The following is a 17,956-nucleotide window of genomic DNA, read 5'->3' on the forward strand; positions in this document are numbered from 1 at the left end:
GCGAGGCGAGCGCGGCGTGTCATCATCATGTCAAGGCGGTCTGCGGCCGCCTTGACATGAGGGTGCGATGCTCGACATACGCTGGCTTGAAGATTTCATCGTCGTCGCCGAGACGCGCAACATCACCAAGGCCGCCGAATTGCGCAACGTCACGCAGTCCGGCCTAAGCCGCCGCATCCAGTCGCTGGAGAATTGGGCCGGCGCCCCCCTGATCGATCGCCGCCATGCACCGCTCGAACTTACCGAGGCCGGTCACAAGCTGCTGGATGTCGCCAACGAGGCGCTCGGTCGCCTGAACGGCATTCGCCGCACGATTCGTGAGGACCAGAACGAACGCTTGCGAAGCATCCGCTTCGCGGCCCCGCATATTCTGTCCGTCACGTTCTTTCCGCGCTGGCTGCTCGCCATCCAGGCGAAGCTCGGCTCCACCCGACTGTCAGTCACCTCGGACAATCTGCCGGGCTGCGCCAGCCTGTTTGAAGATGGCGGGGTCGATTTCGTCGTCTGTCTTGTCGATGCGAAAGGAGCGATTCTGCGCGGCGCGGGCCGACCATTGGCCATCGAGCGCTGCGCATCGATCTCGATCGGCAAGGAGCGGCTCATTCCGCTCTCCGCCCCCGCCGCCGACGGCAAGCCTCTGCATCGGCTCGACCTCAACCCGCGGCTCTCCACATCCTATCTCGCCTATAGCCGGGAATGCTCGCTCGGCTGGGCGGTCGAAGACCTCATCGCGCGCCGGCCCGATCTGGTACAGCTCCATAGTCTCTACGACAACTCTCTGGCCGATGGCCTGAGGACCATGGCGCTTGCAGGCCTGGGTGTTGCGTGGCTGCCGCTGACGACCACGCATAACGACATCATTCGCGGCAAGTTGGTGCGAACCGGCGATCCGCAACTCGCCATCGATCTTGATGTTCGGCTCTATCGTCCTGCGCAGCGGCTGGCGAAGAAGGCCGAGGAGCTCTGGTCCCGGTTGACGACAGAAGGACTGGGAGCTCTGCTGGGGCCCGCTGCCTTCCCTCCCGACATCGCTACGACGGTTCACGCCGAGGACGTGCAGACGCTTCGCCAGTAAGCCCGCGAGGCTGCTCCAGTACTTTCAATCGAATGCTTGGCTAACGCTTTGTTGTTGTCGGCAGGTGGCGATGACTTACGGCTGCATCATTCGTTTCAACGTCTGCTTGTTATGATGGCAGATTGCACCGGCTGGTGCCGCCGATATGAGCGGATATCGTCATGATGCGAAGTTGTCATGGTCGAATTCGTCTTCGGAATTGGACAAATCATTTCGCGCCGCAATAATTCGATCGTCGCAATCGCAGCAAAGGGGCTGACGCGATGCTCGACCGACGTGGCTTCATCGCATCAGGTGGTGTTCTTGCGCTCACACGCGGCGAAGCGGCTGCCGCGCCGGCGGCGGAGGCTGCCACGAAGGACAGCCCCGCCGCGACCTCCGATGCGACGGCAGGGCCGCTTTATGCGCTGACGCCGAGCGAGGCGGAATTCCTGGTGGCTGTCGTCGATGCCTTCATCCCGGCCGATGACCTGTCGCCGTCAGGTTCTGAGTGTGGCGTGGTCGCCTTTATCGATCGGCAGCTCGCTGGTGCCTACGGCGCGGGGGCGCGGCTTTATCAGGACGGGCCGTTCCACCCGTACAACGGTCAGCCGGGGTTCGGGCCGCAGTCGCCGCTCGCGCCATTGGCTTTCATCCGGCTCGGCATTGCCGAACTCGACGCATGGGTGGTGGCGCAGCGCGGCGCTCAGGTCAGCCAGCTGCCGATGCCCGCTCTGGAGGCGCTGCTGCTGGAGGTCGAAGGCGGTAAAGTCGCTCTTCCGCGCATCGATGCGCGAGCATTCCTGGCCGCGTTGCTGCAGCTTTCGATGGAGGGCTTCTTCTCGGATCCGATCTATGGCGGCAACCGCGGCAAGGCATCGTGGCGGATGATCGGCTATCCCGGGCTGCCGGCGACCTACGCAAAGGCAATCAAGGAGCATCGGGGGCGACGCTACGTAGCCGAACCTCGCTCGATTGCCGATTTCCTCTGATCGGTTGGTGAAGCGGAGCGCATCATGGCAAAGGTCTTGAAGGCGACGGATGCCGTGATTGTTGGCCTCGGATGGACGGGCGCGATCATGGCGCGCGAGCTGACCCGCGCCGGCCTCGAGGTAGTGGCGCTGGAGCGCGGACCGGATCGCGACCCCGCTGCTGACTTCGCATTGCCGGCGATCCGTGACGAGCTGCGCTACTCCGTTCGCCAGGAGCTGATGCAGGACCCGAAGATGGAGACAGTCACGTTGCGTCATCGCCTCGACGACGAGGCGAGGCCGGTTCGGCGGTTCGGCGCCTTTCTGCCTGGTGACGGCGTCGGCGGCATGGGCACGCACTGGAACGGCAATACGTTCCGCTTCCTTCCCTCGGACCACAATCTCAGAACGCATCTTACCGAGCGTTATGGCCGCGGGCGCATTCCCGACGATATGACAATCCAGGACTGGGGCGTCACCTATGATGAGCTGGAGCCGCATTATGCGCGGTTCGAAGCCCTCTGCGGCGTGTCGGGCAAGGCCGGCAATATCGGGGGCAGGATTCAGGCGGGTGGCAATCCTTTCGAAGGGCCCCGCAGCGGCGAATATCCGAATGCGCCGCTGGTATCGTCTCACGCCAACGAGCTGTTCCGGCGCGCGGCGACCGAGCTCGGTTTGCATCCGTTTCCGGCACCGGCCTCGAACTCCAGCGCGCCATACCGCAATCCGGAAGGGGCCCAGCTCGGAGCCTGCCAGTACTGCGGCCATTGCGATCGCTTCGGATGTGAAGCGAACGCCAAGGCCACGCCGCTGAGCACGCTCGCGCCTGCGCTCGGCAAGGCGCCCGGCTTTCGCAAGGTGACCAATGCCTACGCGACGCGCGTGCTTTACGATCCGCAGGCCCGACGCGCGACGGGGGTCCGCTACATCGACCTGAGGTCCGGCGAGACTTACGATCTGCCGGCGGAGATCGTCATTCTCTCGGCCTGGGTATTCGGCAATACCCGCCTGATGCTGTTATCGGGGATCGGCCAGCCCTACGATCCCCGCGCCGGCACCGGCGTCGTCGGCAAGAACTACTGCTACCAGATCCAGCCGACGGTGCAGCTGTTCTTCAAGGACGAGGAACTGAACCCGTTCATGGGCGCCGGCGGTCTCGGCATGGTGGTAGACGACTTCAACGGTGACAATTTCGATCACGCCGATCTCGGCTTCCTCGGCGGCGGTTACATCTCGTTGAACAGCACCAATGGCCGACCGATTTCGTTCCGCCCAACTCCACCCGGAACGCCCGCATGGGGCGCGGCGTGGAAGCGGGAAACCGCGAAATGGTACCGCAAGACTGCGATGGTGCTGTGCGAGGGCATGAACTATGCATCGCGCGCCAACTCGATCGATCTCGATCCGACCTATCGCGACATGTTCGGCCAGCCGCTGTTGCGGATGACGTTCAATTTCTCGCAGAACGATCGCGCGATGGCCGATTATCTGCTCGGGAAGGCGGCGGACATCGGTCGCGCGATGAATGCGACCATCGTCGCGCCGCAGCCGCGCAAAGGCGATTTCAACGTCGTCTCCTACCAATCGAGCCACAACACCGGCGGCACGATCATGGGGCGCACGCCCGCGGCCAGCGTGGTGAACCGCTATCTGCAGAGCTGGGACGCGCACAATCTGTTTGTGCTGGGATCATCGGTGTTCCCGCAGAACGCCGGCTACAATCCGACCGCCGCGGCCGCGGCGACGGCCTATTGGTGTGCGGATGCGCTGGTCAAGACCTACCTGAAATCTCCTTCTCCCATGGTGCAATTGTGACGACACGCTGGATCCTTCGACTTGATCTTGGGCTCGGTCTTGCCGCGCTGCTGTTCGGAGTGACAGCAAGCGTCACGAAGGCCGTAGCCGATATCGTTGCCGGCAAGGCGTTGTTCGAACAATGCGCGGCCTGCCACGGCGCGACCGGCGAGGGCAGCGAGCAGGGCCCCTCGCTGCATGGCGTTGTCGGCCGTAAGGCCGGCCAGATGCAGAATTTCCGCTACTCGCGCGCGATGCAGCGGAGCGGGATCGTGTGGAGCGAGGAGACGCTGGCGCGATACCTGTCCGATCCCCAGGATGTCGTTCCCGGCAATCGCATGCCTTTCGGGGGGCTCGCCACGCCGGAGGAGAGCAAGGACGTCGTGAATTACTTGGAAAGCCTGAAGTAACCCATCGCGAAAGACCGATCGAATGCACATCCGGCGCACATCTTTGCGCCGGACACACCACCCCTTTGCCTGAAGCCGGACCAAGCAATGACCAGATTCCCTTCTCAACAGACAAGAGGACGAGAATGCCGAAGACCCTGATACTTGGATGCTGCTCGACCGGTGCGAAATATACGCCCCTCAATCATCATCCGTCGGGCGACGCCGTGCTCGATCGCATCTGCACCGGCGTCGATATCGCCATCACTGAGGAGGAGATCGCGCGAGAGGTGGAGGAGCTGACCGATCTCGGCTGCCGCTATTATCACTATCACGGCCGAAATCCATTGACTCGCGAACAGACCACGGACAACGACATTTATCGCAGGGTCAGCCTGCTGGTGCAGCGCCTGTCGCCTGACATGTTGATCAGCTTCGGAGCCAGCCGGAACGGCCGGGAGGTGATCCAGCGGATCAGCGCGAATGGCGAGTGGGAGCGGGTCAGCCACGCCGGCCTGTCCCTCGGTGCGGGCGGCGCACATTTCATCACAATGCAGGCGGCCATCGAGCTGCAGATCGTCTGCGACCTCGAGGATCGCATCGGTCCGCTGACCCGCGAGCTTGTCGACAGCGATCTATTCCTGCGCGAGGTCGAGCGTTATCAGCCGTCGACCCGTCAGGAGGAGGTGAAGATGAACACCAACTCGACGGCGAATGGCAACAACTACGGCCGGTCATCGCCCGCGGTGCAGCTGACTGCCTATGGACAGGCGGTGGCAGCACGCCGGCGGCTGCATCTTCTCGACGAGATCGAATGGGTCCAGACCATCCGCAGTTATGCGATGTCGCGCATGGCGATCGCGCGCCACGACATCAGGCTGGCCGGAGCCGACCAGCTCAATGTCACCCTGCTGTTCGGCTTCTCGCCGAAGCTGCCGTTCCCGGAGACCTACGATCAATTCCGGTCCGTCGTCTCCATGGCCAAATCGCTCGAGCGTGATACCCCGGAGGGGGTGCGCAAACGAAAGGTATCGATCACGGTCGGAGCTGCGATCCTGCCGCATCACGCCGCGCGCGAGGTTCGGGTGATGGATGTAGGCCCGTTGGCAGGCCATCCGCTCGACGCCATGCTCAGGGTGATCGGCTATGCCGCACAGGATGACAGCGAGGTGGACGTCGTGCGCGTCGGCATGGAAGACACACCGTTCCTGCTCGGCGATGACGGCAAGATCAGGCCGACCACCAATGTCGAGCTGTGCACCGTCGCTGCCGACATGCTGGATCGTCACGGCGTGACCGTGCGGACCGATCCATCCGACATCACCGAGCGGCGGGCTCCCCTGATGCGCGCGGCCGCATGATCGGCATCGCGCCGGGCCGGGCGGGCGCAATTCCGACATGTAAATCCGTTGAGAGTCATGATGACCTTGACCGTCCTCGTGCCGATTTTCGCGATGCTCGCTCTGGGCTTTGCCGCTGCCCGGAGCGGGCTGCTCACGGCCGAGGCCAATGGCGGGCTTCTCAAGCTGGTTGCCTGCTTCGCAATTCCGGCGCTCCTCTTTCGATCGCTCGCGGGAGGCGCGCAGGCGGCTGGCGACGGCGAGATAGCGTTGATCTATCTACTCGGCTGTGCGGCACTGCTCGTCATCGCCTTCATTTACGGGCGTCTTGCGCTCGGCCTGAGTCTGGCCGAATGCGTCGTGTTCGGGATGGGCGTGATCTATTCGAACTCTTCGCTGATCGGTGTTCCGATTGCCCAGGCTTTGCTCGGGAACCAGGGTGTCGCGCTGCTGAGCCAGATCATCGCAATTCACACGATCGTCCTGATTCCGCTCGCTACGCTGTTGCTGGCATTCGGCAACAGCGCAAGGGGAGGCTCGAAAGCGCTGATCTCCGCGATCAGCAACCCGATGACAGTTGCTCTGGCCGCCGGCCTTGTCTGGCGCCGAACCGGGCTCGCTGTTCCGGAGCCGATCGATCACGTCATCGGCATGCTGGCGGCCGCAGCGCCGGCATTGTCGTTGATCGCACTGGGGGCGACTGTGGCGCGCGTGCCGCTGCCGACCAATTTCGCGGCGCCGGTCGCGGCGGTCGTGCTCAAGCTCGTCATTCACCCGCTGCTGATCTGGTCCATTGCGCATGCGATGGGGTTACCCAAGGAGCAGATCCTGATCGCAACGATGACCGCGGCGCTGCCACCTGGCATCAACGTCTATGTCCTGGCGTCGCATTTTGGTCGCCATGCCGAGGACGCCGCGCGCTCGTTCGCGCTGGCGACGACGCTGTCGGCCGTCAGCATTTCCATTGTCGTCCAGGCGATCGCCTGGCGCTGAGTCCAATCAAGAAGGGAGAGTACGCATGACACCGACAATTGCGATCATCGCACCTGGTGCAATGGGGAGCGCCATTGCGGCCCGCCTGACCCGCCAGGGCGTGAAGGTCCTCACGTCCCTCGAGGGACGCGGTCCCAGGAGCCGGGAGCGGGCGGAGGCAGCCGGCATGCAGCATGCCGACGACCAGCGGCTCGTGGACGAGGCCGGCGTGATCCTGTCGATCGTGCCGCCGAGGCAGGCGAATGCGCTTGCGGAGCGCTTCGCTTCACGACTAGGACGCGCCGGCCATGCGCCGCTCTTCGTCGATTGCAACGCCGTCGGCGTCTCGACCATGGCAGGCATCGAACGCGTTTTCCGGCGCACCGGCGCACGCCTCGTCGATGGCGCGATCATCGGCTTTCCGCCAAAAGGCGACGATCCAGGACCCGCCTTGTATTTTTCGGGCGATGCGGCGTCCGACCTCAAGGGATTGGCCGAATATGGTCTCGACGTCCGTATCGTCGACGGTCCAATCGGCGCGGCCTCGGCTTTGAAACTATCCTACGCCGGAATTACCAAGGGGCTGGTGGCGATCGCGACCGCGATGGTGCTTGCAGCCGAACGCGCGGGAGCGGGGTCGGCGCTGAAGGTGGAACTGGCCTTGAGCCAGCCAGAATTATTGGCCCGCTTCGCCAAGACCTTGCCGGACATGTATCCGAAAGCCTATCGCTGGGTCGAAGAAATGCATGCGATCTCCGAGTTCATCGGCGCGGAGTTTCCGGAAGCGCTGATGTACAAGGGCGCGGCCGGCCTCTATGAGCGGATCGCCGCCGACGTCGCGGGCGATCGTGAGGCCTGCAAGCGCATCGGTGCGTTCCTCGCGTCGTAGCGGTCCTGACGGCGGGCCTTTTTGTCCCTCCTGGAGATGGTAGTCTGGTGGTCGCTGCGCGGGCAAATTTCTCTGGACGATCTCTCGCGGGCGCTTGCGGACGTCTTCCGCCAACGGTGATTCTAGGAGGGAGGTGATGGGCTAGTCGCCGTTCTCGGCCTTACCGCCAAGAGCGCGAGTGGCGCGGGACGCGCTGGCGAGCAACGATTTCACCTGCGCACTTGTGGGCTCGGTCTGCATGGACGCCCGTGTGCCGGCCAAGCTTAACGTGAACCGGAGATCGCCGTTCCAGTCCAGTACGGGTGCCGCAAGAGAGACATAGCCGGCGAGATCGGAGCGGACGATGGCCGTAAAGCCTTTGCGCTTGAGTTCCCGGCTTGCGTCTTCCCTGAACTTGCAGACATCGGGTTTGCCGCCGAAGGCGGCACCCCATTGCTGTTCAATCAGGGGCGTCGTCAAGTTCGATGGCATTCGGGCCGCATAGATCTTTCCTGCAGCAGTCGTCAGCATCGGGATCAGCCCGGTACGAAATTCGAAGGCGCCTCGCTGGTCTCCGTCCTGCTTGAACAGACTGATCGGACCGTCGTCGGTCCACGTGGTGACTGCAGCGCTTCGCCGCGTTGTGTCGCGCAGAATGGTCACCTCCCGGCGGACGACTTCAAAGCCGTCGATCTGCTGTATCGCGCTGACACCAAGGGAAAGTGCCGCAGGCCCCAGTCGGTAGAAGCCGGGCTTCTCATCAGCGGCAGCGAGCCCGATCCTCACCAGGCTCACCAGATAATTGTTCGCAGCGCTGGTCGTCAGTTCCGCCAGCGGCGCGATATCCTTGAGAGCCATCGCCTGCTGGCTCTTTTGCAGAGCGTTGAGGATGCGAAAGGCAACTTCAACCGACTGGATGCCTCGGCGGGGCTTCTTTTCCTGCATCTGCTTCTTTCACCGGTCCGGGATTGAAAATCCGGATTGACACAAACGCACGGGCAGCATTTTACAACATTAAACAATATCTTCAATAACATTGAAGGCGGGGAGGGGAGGACAAGGTGTTTCGCGGTGCTATCCGGAGCGTCTACACGGTCGCTGGCTGGTGACATGGATCTGCAGCGCTTCTATGAAGGAGCGCTGGAGCTTCCGCTGGCATTTCGGGATAGCAACAACTGGTGTCAGGTCAAGGCCGGAGGGGAGGGATATGCTGGTCGATCGGCATCAAGCGCGGGATTGGACGATGACGAAGAACTTACTTCCTTGCTCGTCGGGCTGAAAAGCTATCGACGTCGGACGTCTTGACCAAAACGCCGCCGGGCTCGTCGACCGGCGCTGAGAGGTACTTGGCGCGAGCGATCGCCTCGATCCTCGACCTGTTCTTGAGGAACGCTTGCATGCGGCCGTCCTGCCCGAGGCCGTCGGCGCCGAAATGGTCGTCCAGTGCCTCGCGGCTGACTGCGCAGTTGACCGCGCCGCCGGGCGCTCGGCCCTGGAACGTCACGACATCGCGGCTGAAGTCATAGCGAGCAGGAGGATTGTCGAAGGAAAGATCCATGTCCGGAATGATCGAGCGAGGCGCGGCAATGGTCTTGAGCACTTTGTCGCGAACCGAGGCCGCAAGGAGAGCAAGCCCTTCGAGGATCGATTGGCGCCATTTGGGACCGCGACCATGAGCCTCCTCCCAGGCCGCTTTCAGCTCATGGGGTCGCTTTTCTGCCAGAGCCGCGAGCAAGGCCTCGGACTGCTGCAGGTCCTTGTCGCGTTTGGCAAGCCCCTCCGGGCGCCTGCGGGAGATGATGAGCTTGTGGACGGCATAGCGCGCCGGCGCCGGCACCTGCACATAGATTCCGGCGCCATGCAGGATGACCGCGGGTTCGGGATCGCGGATCAGGAAGTCAAGGAAACGCAGCGGCTGCGCATCTGTGTTCAGGGCGGGCAGCTTTTGGGGTCGGGCGGTCTCCTTGCCCTCGTGGGGCGTGAGAAAGTCGACGCGCAAGCCGCCCTTGGCGACATAGCTCGTCACGCGCCGGCCATCAGATACGTGAGGGACGGCACGAAAGGATCTGTCGACTTCCTTCAGAACGTCCAGAACAGGCGGCGTGGAATCCTCAATCGCCACCGAGACGTTCTTGAACTGCGCGATGTCCACGTCGCCGGTCTGCAGCGAGGCGGCTGAGAGGCGAACGCCGAGCATCGCGGCATAGGTTTGGTAGGCTATCGTCCCGACGAGCACGCCGCGAAGGCGAAACACACCTACCTTGGCGAGCGCTGCGATGACGTCGCCGATCTCTGGAATGGGACGAGGGAAGCTGAATGAGCGGACCAGCGTAGAGACAAGCGCCCGGCGTTCACGCTCGTCTTCGCGAACCTCCTTGTGGTGGGCAATGCGCTCCAGAAGCTCTGGCGTCTCGGGCCCGACATAGCGCTGGGACCGATCGGCGCCAGTTCCGGTCTGGAAGTACCAATACTTGCGGCCATTGATGCTCTTGGCCGTGAATGAGCCGTTGTCTGCGAAGGCATCCTGGAAGGCGGCGTTCGCGGCGCGCTCCAGGAGCTCGGCGTAGGTCGTCTGGGCAATCAGGGAGGGGGCCGGCATAGTCGTTTTCCGGGTTATACTCAGTCCGCAGATTGAGTATAAACGGGATGGAACCCGGCGTCCAGTACGTTATACTCGTTTCGCGAAATGAGTATAACGCCAATCAACCCCGCGTTACACTGTTTCGTGAGGAGGTCCGCGAGCGGATTGAGCAGATGATCAACTATTTTATCGCTCACGGTATTGCGGACTATGCGACGGCTCAGCATCAGGCAATCAATGTCGATTGCCAGTCTGCGCGCGCAAGCGCTTGTCATGGGATTTGCTGACACGTTTGCCGTCTTGGGGGCGTTCTGGTGGTATCTGCCGGTTGTGTCGGTATCATGCGCAAGGGACACTCGTCGGGAGGTGGTGCGCATTAGGGGCAAGACGTATCAAACCGGTTCGCCGAACACCATGACCTCGACACCGCGATTCCGCTGCAGGCCGAGCGGTCCATACACATTGCTGGCTGGGTTCGTGAAAACCGCCTCGAGATCTTACGAGGATTTCGTGAACCTCGTAGACTCGCGACATCCGCGCTCTTCACCCAGCCGCTGCTCAATCCGACCTGAAAACAGAAATCTTCACAGTCGACTAACCTTCAGGACGTGCGCGACGGCGAGCGCAAGGCGTGCATCGCATTGAGTCAAGCCGGTTGCGCGCGGCACCTGACGGCGGTAAAGCCCATCCCCATCGGTGGAACACCGAACGCCTGCGCGCCCTCCAGATTTCTTATGGTTTCCTTGCCGGCCTTTGTCGAGCAGTTGCACGATATGTGGATGATGCACGCGGGCACACAGGCTGGTTTCGCGGTGGAAACGGGCCTCGCGGCGCGGATCGCCCTCGAGCCGGGCAACCTTTATGGCGACGCGCATGGCGGTACTCTGCTGAATCGCAAGAAAGACGGTCCCGTAGGCTCCGGTGCCCAAAGGCTCGATCAGGTCATAGCCGGGCAGCTGAGGGCCGTCTAGAAACACCTCATCGATCGACGGCTTAAAATTGCTAGTGGCTTCCAAGTTGTTGCTCCTCAACACGCTCCGCCCAGCTGGTGCGCTGTGACGCCCACGCGCACTCGGCGAGAATCGAGGTGTCCAGCAGATATGCCGTCAGATAGTGGCGCAAAGAAAGGTTCACGAAGCTCAGGAGCTCGCTCGAAATGGCAATAAAGCCACCCTCGAGAACTTTCAGGGACTCCTCAAAGTCTTTTGGGGTCTCTGGTCCCTCCGAAGGCCGAGCAGAGGAGGGAATGCAGAGCTTCAAACGCCATCCTGACGTCGGGTATAGTAGCGCCATAGCGCTGACGGGTTGCTGCCGCGAGAAACACTGCGGGGTGCGTGATGCGTGCAGGTGATTATAGAGAATTCGTGCCCTTGTCCTTCGCGTGTATTTACCGACGTCAAGCACATGTTTGCTGACGCCCAATCGCCTGTCCGCCAGGTGTTCAGAAGCACGCCGCGCTTCTTCGAAGATGTAGGCGCGGGCGGTCAGTATGAACCGCGGTGGAGTCAATCTGTGCGTCAACGTTGATTTGCAGATCACCTGGCCCACAATCTCTCTAATCGCTTGCAACCATAGCGTGTTTTGTTGTAACAGGATTGTGCGGCTCTGATAGAGGTATTCTTCCGAGCAGTTTGGCAGGTTCGAGGTGAAGCTGGCCGTGAGAAAAGACGTCGCTCTTAAGCAAAGCGCCGGCCGTTTGGGCCGCGGCGTTCGCGACCTAGATGAGCGTCTCGATAGCGGAGGGGTTATTGAATGCTCCTAAGATATGGGAAGTCAGTTCAAGGAAGCCGCGTACGGGTGGGCTGTGAGCTTGCAGGTGACGGTTCTCAAGGTGCTGGTCAGCTATCCAGACGGGTTCGCCGTCATGGAGGATATCAAGCGCGATATGGCGATTCTGGCGACCAGCGGACGCGACTGGGCCGAACGCACGAAACGATTGGCAGCCCGCGTGCCTGACCTGGATATCTTCTCCCAAGGACTTATCGAGCGGATGAACGGCGGCTGGCGTATCACTGACAAGGGACGCGCGGTTCTCGCGGTCATGGAGGAGCGGCCTGCACCCGCCCCGCGAGCGGATTGAGCCGATGATCAACTATTTTATCGCTCACGGTATTGCGGAGTATGCGACGGCTTAGCCCGGTTGCCGATCGATCTCTTAGTGTCAGCCCCATAGAGCACCCCTCGCGAATCAGGTGCTCAGAAAGGAATCACAAGCGATTCTTTCGATTCAAGTTCTCGCCGATCAGCGGATCAGCCCGAGTAGTCTACGTATGGGTAATTGAAACCTCCACCGGGGCTTTACAATTCAACTATAGGTCGTGATAGAAAAGTGGCGAGACGGCGGTTCGAAAATGGTGGTTTATGGGAAGTTCGGATAAGTTTGAGTTGAAGTCTTCTAACCCAGTTGGCCTCGCGTCCACTACGGGGTACTCGCAGATCATCGAAGCCTCCGGCAATCGCATCATATTCATTTCCGGGCAAACCTCGATCAATAGCGCTGGAGACACCATTGGAATTGACGATTTTCCTGCACAAGTCTCCCAGGTCTTCCAGAACCTAGAGGTCGCGCTGAGGGAGGTCGGCTGCAATGCAAGCAATCTCGCCAAGATGACCGTATTCCTCAGGGACATGAATAACCTCGCCGCATACCGAGAGGCTCGGAATAGTTTCCTTCAAAGCGTCATTCCTCCTGCCGCTCCTGCGATCACTCTAGTCGAAGTTTCTCGGCTGTATGGAGCGGACTTCCTGATAGAAATTGAGGCAATTGCAATAAAGTAGGCGGGAGTGTTCGCAGTACTCGCAGCGAGACGCTCGTCATTTTAGAGCATGGCGTAAGGCGTCAAAAATCTTCATCGTCAGCGAGATTTTCCCGAAGTCGAGTGGTTCGTCCTGAGACGAAACCTTGGCCAGTACTATTTTGCGATGGTGGTCCATGATGGCAGAGATGAGCAAGTCGCAAGACGGCGCAATTTCGCTTTCCGTGCCACCCGATGAGATGTCGTCCGGCGTCTTGCGAGTTTGTTGACGGTGCTCGAGCGATTCGCATAACCTTCATTATGGAATTTCCGAAGCGAAGCTGTGTCAGAGTCGCAGCTGCCGAAAGGAGTGTCCAGTCAAATTCCTGTCGACCGGTTTGCGAGCATCGCTATCGAATCGGCTAGAGGATTCGATATGTGGCCTTAGCAGGTCAACTGTCTCGATCAACCCCGCAGCCTCCATGGTGAGCCACCGACCAAGCAACAAGCTGGGGTGCCGGTCGCCTGGTGACCTCTCCTCATTACTGAGTGCCCAGGGCCACCCGCTCGGGAGATGTTCCGGAGCTAAGGCCACACACCGTGCTTGCGTCTGATCTCGCCGATCCGCTCGCTGTGCGATGGCACGTCGTCTTCCGTCAAACCGAGATCGCGGCGTAGCCAGTTGGATGCGATATGCGATTCAAGCCGTCCGCAACTGCCCGCGCTCGATACGCGTTTCCACGCGCTCTTCAGGGCTTCGAGCCACCAGCGAAGTCCCAGAATAGGTCCATTTTTCCGGTTTGATGTCCGCGTGAGACGGGCCGTTGAGTGAGATAGCTCGCATTGCTTCTTCTCTGTGGCGTCTCGTTCGAGCCAGAATCCGGGCGCTCGAAACCAGATCTTTTCTGCATCGTCAGAACGTGGATCACCGACGTGCAGCGCGCGAATCGGAACCTTGCCAAGCGGCAGGCCTTCAAGCGCGCCATGCAGACGCTTTCCAGCCTCCTCATCGCGTCCACCCACACAAGGATAGATGGCGACGCTGCCAATGGAAGAGGCCTCAAGCCGGTCCCCATGCCTGACCACGCGGAGAAGAAAGCCCCTCCAGGACTCACTGGTCAGCGGCATCAGAAACCGGCCGCCGTCAGCGAGCCGATCAAGCCAGAGGCGGGATGGGTGGGTGGAACCAGCGAACACGATGACGATGTCAAGTTCACCAATGTCCACTGTCCGGCCGTCGCCCGAGATGACGTTGATCTGCGGCCAGTTCGCGACATTCGCTCGGGCCTGCGCCGCCAATGCGGGGTCAGTTTCCACCGCCGTGACGCGACCGGCTGGTCCGACAAGCTCGGCCAGCACTGCGGAATAGTATCCGGTCCCGGCACCGACCTGGAGCACGCGCTCGCCGCGCGTGATGTCGAGACGTTCAAAATTGCGCGCCCAGAAGCCGGGCATTCCATTATTGAGGTTGCGGCTCGCATCGATCGTCACGAGAACGTCATGATAGAGCCAGCGCGGGTCGACGTCGGGAGTCAGGAATGCGTCGTCGGCGTATGGGTCGGAGATGATGCGCCACGGTCCGGGGCCGACGAATTGCTCGCGCGGAACAGACGCAAATGCCTCGATCAGGCGAGGATTACGCAGGATTGGGGTTCTGTACCGCAGATCCTCGGCATACCAGCGGCAGGCCGCTAGCAAGGTGTCGTCCATGGCAATCTCCTGTTGCGATGCAGACGATACGCCTGCGATCTCCGCGCGCGGACAAGCAAAAAAGTTTGATCCGTTGTCCGCGTTAAGCCCGCGGAAGCGCATAGCGGTATGGACATGGAAAAATTGACGAAACCCCCTACACCACCCGACGCGGTTGCCGGCACCGCCGATGTCGCATCTGCCATCGATTCACTGTCCGATGTCGACCTTGTGCGGCTCAAAGCCCTGGCGCGGTTATGGAGCCGCGGCCTGCCGGGAGGACTCGGCTGGAGTGACATCCTTGACGAGGCGGTTGCGCGCGTTCTCGACGGCTCGCGCCCCTGGCCGCCCGAAGTCCCCATTCTGGCGTTCCTGTCGGGCGTCATGCGCAGCATCTGCAACGACCATTGGCGGCGTGCACGGCACGAGCAAAGGCTGCTCGTGAGCCGTGATGACGCGAACCAGCGAAGTTGGCCCAGTGAAGATGCCGACGAGGCGCCCGATCCCGAGCGGATCCTCGCTGCTGCACAGATGCTGGCCAACGTCTATCGGCTTTTTGAGGGCGATCCGCTGGCGCTGAAGATCATCGCGGGGATGGCCGAGGGCTTGCCAGCCAGAGAGATCTGTAAGGTCCACGGCATGTCGCAACTCGACTACGACACGACGCGGCGGCGGATGCGGCGCACCCTACTGCGCCATCAGGGAAACTGGAGAAAGTGATGACACGCTGGCACCCAAGTCTCGATCTAACCCGCCTGCTTGAAGCGCTAAGCGAGGAAATCATCGCCGCCACCGATGGGGAGGTACGACAGACGGCCGGTCTTCAAGGATGGATGATCGCCAACACTGCTAACGACATCAGAGAGCTGATCAGAGTCGCGCGCTCGGATGAGGATGGGAATTCTAGCCGGAAGTTTGATCAGAGCCCAAACGAAGATTTGAGCGAACTCGGAGCAGGAGCGCGGCGCATGCGGCGGCTTCGCTGCTCGCCGCGCAATCAGTCGCACTAGGGTGAGCGCGGCGGCCGCCAAGGCGCCTACGTGGTGCATTGCGGCCGGCGTCTTGTATGGTCGTCCTTCATCGTTTGGATCTCCCGAAAGCCGACTAGCCTTTCGATGCTCTAAGGTCGTAAATTCGGCGGCTGCATCGCGAGAGAGGATCAACTGCCTTGGAGGCATCGTCGCCGAGCACGAGTTGCAAACCATCGTTCACGGCTCCCACGTAAGGCAGGATATGATCGCCATCATCAACGCGATGCATGTGAGGGCGCCATCGTTGCTGAGAAAGCCGAAGCGTGGCTCGCATCGTTGGCAACGAAACGCCCGATGGGCTGGTCGACGTGACCTAGGGGGTCCCCTAGTTTGCGACAGCAGCAACCAAGACCACAATACGCGCCAGAGTATTATCGCTTGTGGTTCATTGCGACTCGCGCTGAACACCGAGCGTTTCGGCATCGCGACTCCGTGGGTCTTCTGTCTGTGTGAAAGCACGCATCATCAAGTGCCTCAACGGCCTCGCTGTTAAGCCTAGCGAAGCGATCCCTATAGGGAATTACCACGAAGATGGTCATGCTGCCAAAGCGTCAAGCGTGATCGACGTCCTGATAGATCGCAAGGAGCATTTGCCCGATCCAGCGCTCTGTCCGCCGTCTTTCGTCATTGGCTGCCTCGGCGAACTTCTTTTGCCTGTACGCGGGACGGTAGCAGGAAAAGAATAATTGTAGCCTGACATCATCAGGGTGTGACCCCCTTTATATGGAGGCAGTTCTAATGCCGACAAGTCTGCCGACCTCTCAACATTGGTCTACCGTGAGAGACAGATGGGATGAGCTGGTCCTTCTTTCCAAAGGAGAATCGAAGGAGATCCGGATTGTGGATCAGGACCACGTTATGGTCCGAATGATTCCGAGCCTGTACTCTTTTACAAAAAACCGAGCCGCTATGATTGAGGGAACGGACGAACTCCGTCTTCGGGCCTTCGAGCGTCTTACCAGCGTGCTACGTACATGCGGCGTACTCGTATCAGCTGTTCACTTTGGAAACGACTTCTATGTAACGCGCCGCATGAAGCGAGGAGAGCTAGACTTCCGAATAAGCGCGCCGTTCGATGAACGCGCTGTCAGCCTTCCGGCCCTCTCCAACTGCTCGACTGCAATGACAGCTATTGTCAGCAGACCACCCCGAATACTCGCAACGAGATCTGTAATCCAACTAGGGAAGTCCCCGGGTTTTGCTGGGGCTAGGCATCAACGCATTCACCGGATCGAACCGCTACGGGTTTGCCGAAGGCCATTTGGTTTGAGTTCTGCCGCCATGGTCGATTGTTCCAGCATGGCGTCGCAGCGTTACGCGGGTTCGAGAGTGTTCGAACTCGACGGCCTCAAAGCTGTAACCCGCGCCAATGCATGTGGATTTCAGCCGGAGACGTCCAGCGACTTTCAGGGCGAGCTCGTGGAGGGTTGGAAGCGGATCGTGGCTTCGGACTTTTACTTCACGACGAAGCCGTAAGCGTAGGGATCGCGATCGTCTATAAAGATTGTATTGATGCCGGTCATGCGGGCCCAGCCGGCAATCGAGGGCACGATCGCGTCCCGGTTGGCGACCCTGGCGGCGGCCTCGACTCGTCCCTTGAACAAGGAGCCAATGATCGATTCATGCACGAATTCGTCGCCAACCCGTAGCCTGCCTTTGGCGGTGAGCTGCGCCATGCGCGCTGAGGTGCCGGTACCGCACGGTGAGCGATCGATCGCCTTCTCGCCGTAAAAGACGGCGTTGCGCCCATGCGCCTCCGGTTTCGTCGGCTTTCCCGTCCACTGAATATGGCTGAGACCTTTGATCTCCGGATGCTCGGGATGGACAAACTCATACTTCTCATTGAGCGCGGCGCGTAGACGCCGCGACCACGCCACCAGTTGGTCGGCGGTATGGTCGGCCATGTCGCGAAAATACCTTTGCGGTTCGACGATGGCGTAGAAATTTCCACCATAGGCGACGTCGACGACAATTTCGCCGATACCCTCGACCTCGGCCGTCAGCCCCTCCTCGTAGAGAAAGCCCGGGACGTTAGTGAGACGCACCTCCTCCACGAAACGGCCTTCTTGGCGGTAGGTGATATCGACCCTGCCGGCCGGTGCGTCGATCGACAATTTTTCGGGTTTGCGCGGCATTATCAGGCCATTCTCAATGCCCATCGTGACGGTTCCAATGGTGCCGTGGCCGCACATCGGCAGGCAGCCGGATGTTTCGATGAACAACACTGCCACATCGCAATCCGGACGTGTCGGTGGATAGAGGATGGAGCCCGACATCATGTCGTGTCCGCGCGGCTCGAACATCAGGCCGGTGCGGATCCAATCATAGTCGCGCAGGAAGTGGGCGCGCTTTTCCAGCATGTTCGCGCCCTCCAGATGCGGCCCCCCGCCGGAGACGAGACGCACCGGATTGCCGCAGGTATGGCCATCGATGCAGGAAAATGTGTGGGTGGCCATGGTCAGAGTCTCCGAAGCGAGAAGGGAGAGAGGTCGTCGGATCGTTCGGTTGCTAGCTGACAGCAGATTGAAGGTG

General features: G+C 60.9%; 16 protein-coding genes and 1 pseudogene. 11 read left to right on the plus strand and 6 right to left on the minus strand.

What is annotated here, in order from left to right; all coding sequences use genetic code 11:
• Positions 1-67: 67 nt before the first annotated feature.
• From HYH07_RS30340 to HYH07_RS30370, 7 genes are all read left to right on the plus strand, one after another.
• Positions 68-1,075, plus strand: a complete 1,008-nt coding sequence (locus HYH07_RS30340; RefSeq protein ID WP_220005905.1) for a LysR family transcriptional regulator — start codon at positions 68-70, stop codon at positions 1,073-1,075.
• 263 nt (positions 1,076-1,338) lie between these two features.
• Positions 1,339-2,046, plus strand: coding sequence for a gluconate 2-dehydrogenase subunit 3 family protein (locus tag HYH07_RS30345; protein WP_220005906.1), 708 nt, complete (start codon positions 1,339-1,341; stop codon positions 2,044-2,046).
• Between the two features lie 24 nt (positions 2,047-2,070).
• Positions 2,071-3,840 (plus strand): GMC family oxidoreductase, encoded by a 1,770-nt coding sequence (locus HYH07_RS30350; protein WP_220005907.1) that lies wholly within the window; start codon positions 2,071-2,073, stop codon positions 3,838-3,840.
• Positions 3,837-4,229, plus strand: coding sequence for a c-type cytochrome (locus tag HYH07_RS30355; protein WP_312016707.1), 393 nt, complete (start codon positions 3,837-3,839; stop codon positions 4,227-4,229). Before HYH07_RS30350 ends, HYH07_RS30355 begins: the two co-directional genes overlap by 4 nt.
• A 125-nt stretch (positions 4,230-4,354) precedes the next feature.
• Positions 4,355-5,569, plus strand: coding sequence for a 3-keto-5-aminohexanoate cleavage protein (locus tag HYH07_RS30360; protein ID WP_220005908.1), 1,215 nt, complete (start codon positions 4,355-4,357; stop codon positions 5,567-5,569).
• 60 nt (positions 5,570-5,629) lie between these two features.
• Positions 5,630-6,541 carry an AEC family transporter gene (locus tag HYH07_RS30365; RefSeq protein WP_220005909.1) on the plus strand — a complete coding sequence of 304 codons (912 nt, stop codon included), beginning with the start codon at positions 5,630-5,632 and terminating at the stop codon, positions 6,539-6,541.
• Between the two features lie 25 nt (positions 6,542-6,566).
• Positions 6,567-7,409 (plus strand): NAD(P)-dependent oxidoreductase, encoded by an 843-nt coding sequence (locus tag HYH07_RS30370; protein ID WP_220005910.1) that lies wholly within the window; start codon positions 6,567-6,569, stop codon positions 7,407-7,409.
• A gap of 141 nt (positions 7,410-7,550) precedes the next feature.
• Here HYH07_RS30370 and HYH07_RS30375 read toward each other — a convergent pair whose 3' ends face one another.
• The 4 genes from HYH07_RS30375 to HYH07_RS30390 form a co-directional block, all read right to left on the minus strand.
• Entirely contained in the window at positions 7,551-8,333 is a 783-nt protein-coding gene (locus tag HYH07_RS30375) for an IclR family transcriptional regulator (RefSeq protein ID WP_220005911.1), read from the minus strand.
• A gap of 310 nt (positions 8,334-8,643) precedes the next feature.
• Positions 8,644-9,987 (minus strand): GSU2403 family nucleotidyltransferase fold protein, encoded by a 1,344-nt coding sequence (locus tag HYH07_RS30380; RefSeq protein ID WP_220005912.1) that lies wholly within the window; start codon positions 9,985-9,987, stop codon positions 8,644-8,646.
• Positions 9,988-10,553: 566 nt separating this feature from the next.
• Complete coding sequence (locus tag HYH07_RS30385) at positions 10,554-10,985, minus strand: protein kinase domain-containing protein (RefSeq protein WP_220005913.1); 432 nt, start codon at positions 10,983-10,985, stop codon at positions 10,554-10,556.
• The gene (locus HYH07_RS30390) at positions 10,972-11,517 is read right to left on the minus strand and encodes a hypothetical protein (protein WP_220005914.1); all 546 of its coding nucleotides are present in this window, start codon (positions 11,515-11,517) and stop codon (positions 10,972-10,974) included. The genes HYH07_RS30385 and HYH07_RS30390 overlap by 14 nt, the downstream gene beginning before the upstream one ends.
• Before the next feature lie 256 nt (positions 11,518-11,773).
• On the opposite strand from HYH07_RS30390, the pseudogene HYH07_RS30395 reads away from it, so the two are divergent.
• A pseudogene (locus tag HYH07_RS30395) lies at positions 11,774-12,037 on the plus strand (hypothetical protein); the annotation flags it as partial.
• A gap of 317 nt (positions 12,038-12,354) precedes the next feature.
• A complete protein-coding gene (locus tag HYH07_RS30400) occupies positions 12,355-12,747 on the plus strand; it encodes a RidA family protein (protein ID WP_220005915.1) in 393 nt (130 codons plus the stop codon).
• A gap of 542 nt (positions 12,748-13,289) precedes the next feature.
• Here the strand turns inward: HYH07_RS30400 and HYH07_RS30405 are convergent.
• Positions 13,290-14,414, minus strand: coding sequence for a protein-L-isoaspartate O-methyltransferase (locus tag HYH07_RS30405; protein WP_220005916.1), 1,125 nt, complete (start codon positions 14,412-14,414; stop codon positions 13,290-13,292).
• Positions 14,415-14,522: 108 nt separating this feature from the next.
• Between HYH07_RS30405 and HYH07_RS30410 the strand changes: the two genes are divergently transcribed.
• Together HYH07_RS30410 and HYH07_RS30415 are read left to right on the plus strand one after the other, a co-directional pair.
• Positions 14,523-15,113, plus strand: a complete 591-nt coding sequence (locus tag HYH07_RS30410) for an RNA polymerase sigma factor (protein ID WP_228749849.1) — start codon at positions 14,523-14,525, stop codon at positions 15,111-15,113.
• Positions 15,113-15,403, plus strand: coding sequence for a hypothetical protein (locus HYH07_RS30415; protein ID WP_220005917.1), 291 nt, complete (start codon positions 15,113-15,115; stop codon positions 15,401-15,403). The genes HYH07_RS30410 and HYH07_RS30415 overlap by 1 nt, the downstream gene beginning before the upstream one ends.
• Positions 15,404-16,878: 1,475 nt before the next feature.
• On the opposite strand, the gene HYH07_RS30420 is transcribed toward HYH07_RS30415, so the two are convergent.
• Positions 16,879-17,880 carry a 4-hydroxyproline epimerase gene (locus tag HYH07_RS30420; RefSeq protein WP_220005918.1) on the minus strand — a complete coding sequence of 334 codons (1,002 nt, stop codon included), beginning with the start codon at positions 17,878-17,880 and terminating at the stop codon, positions 16,879-16,881.
• Between the last annotated feature and the right edge of the window lie 76 nt (positions 17,881-17,956).

Source organism: Bradyrhizobium sp. BR 10261, assembly GCF_019455395.1.
Lineage (GTDB): Bacteria > Pseudomonadota > Alphaproteobacteria > Rhizobiales > Xanthobacteraceae > Bradyrhizobium > Bradyrhizobium manausense.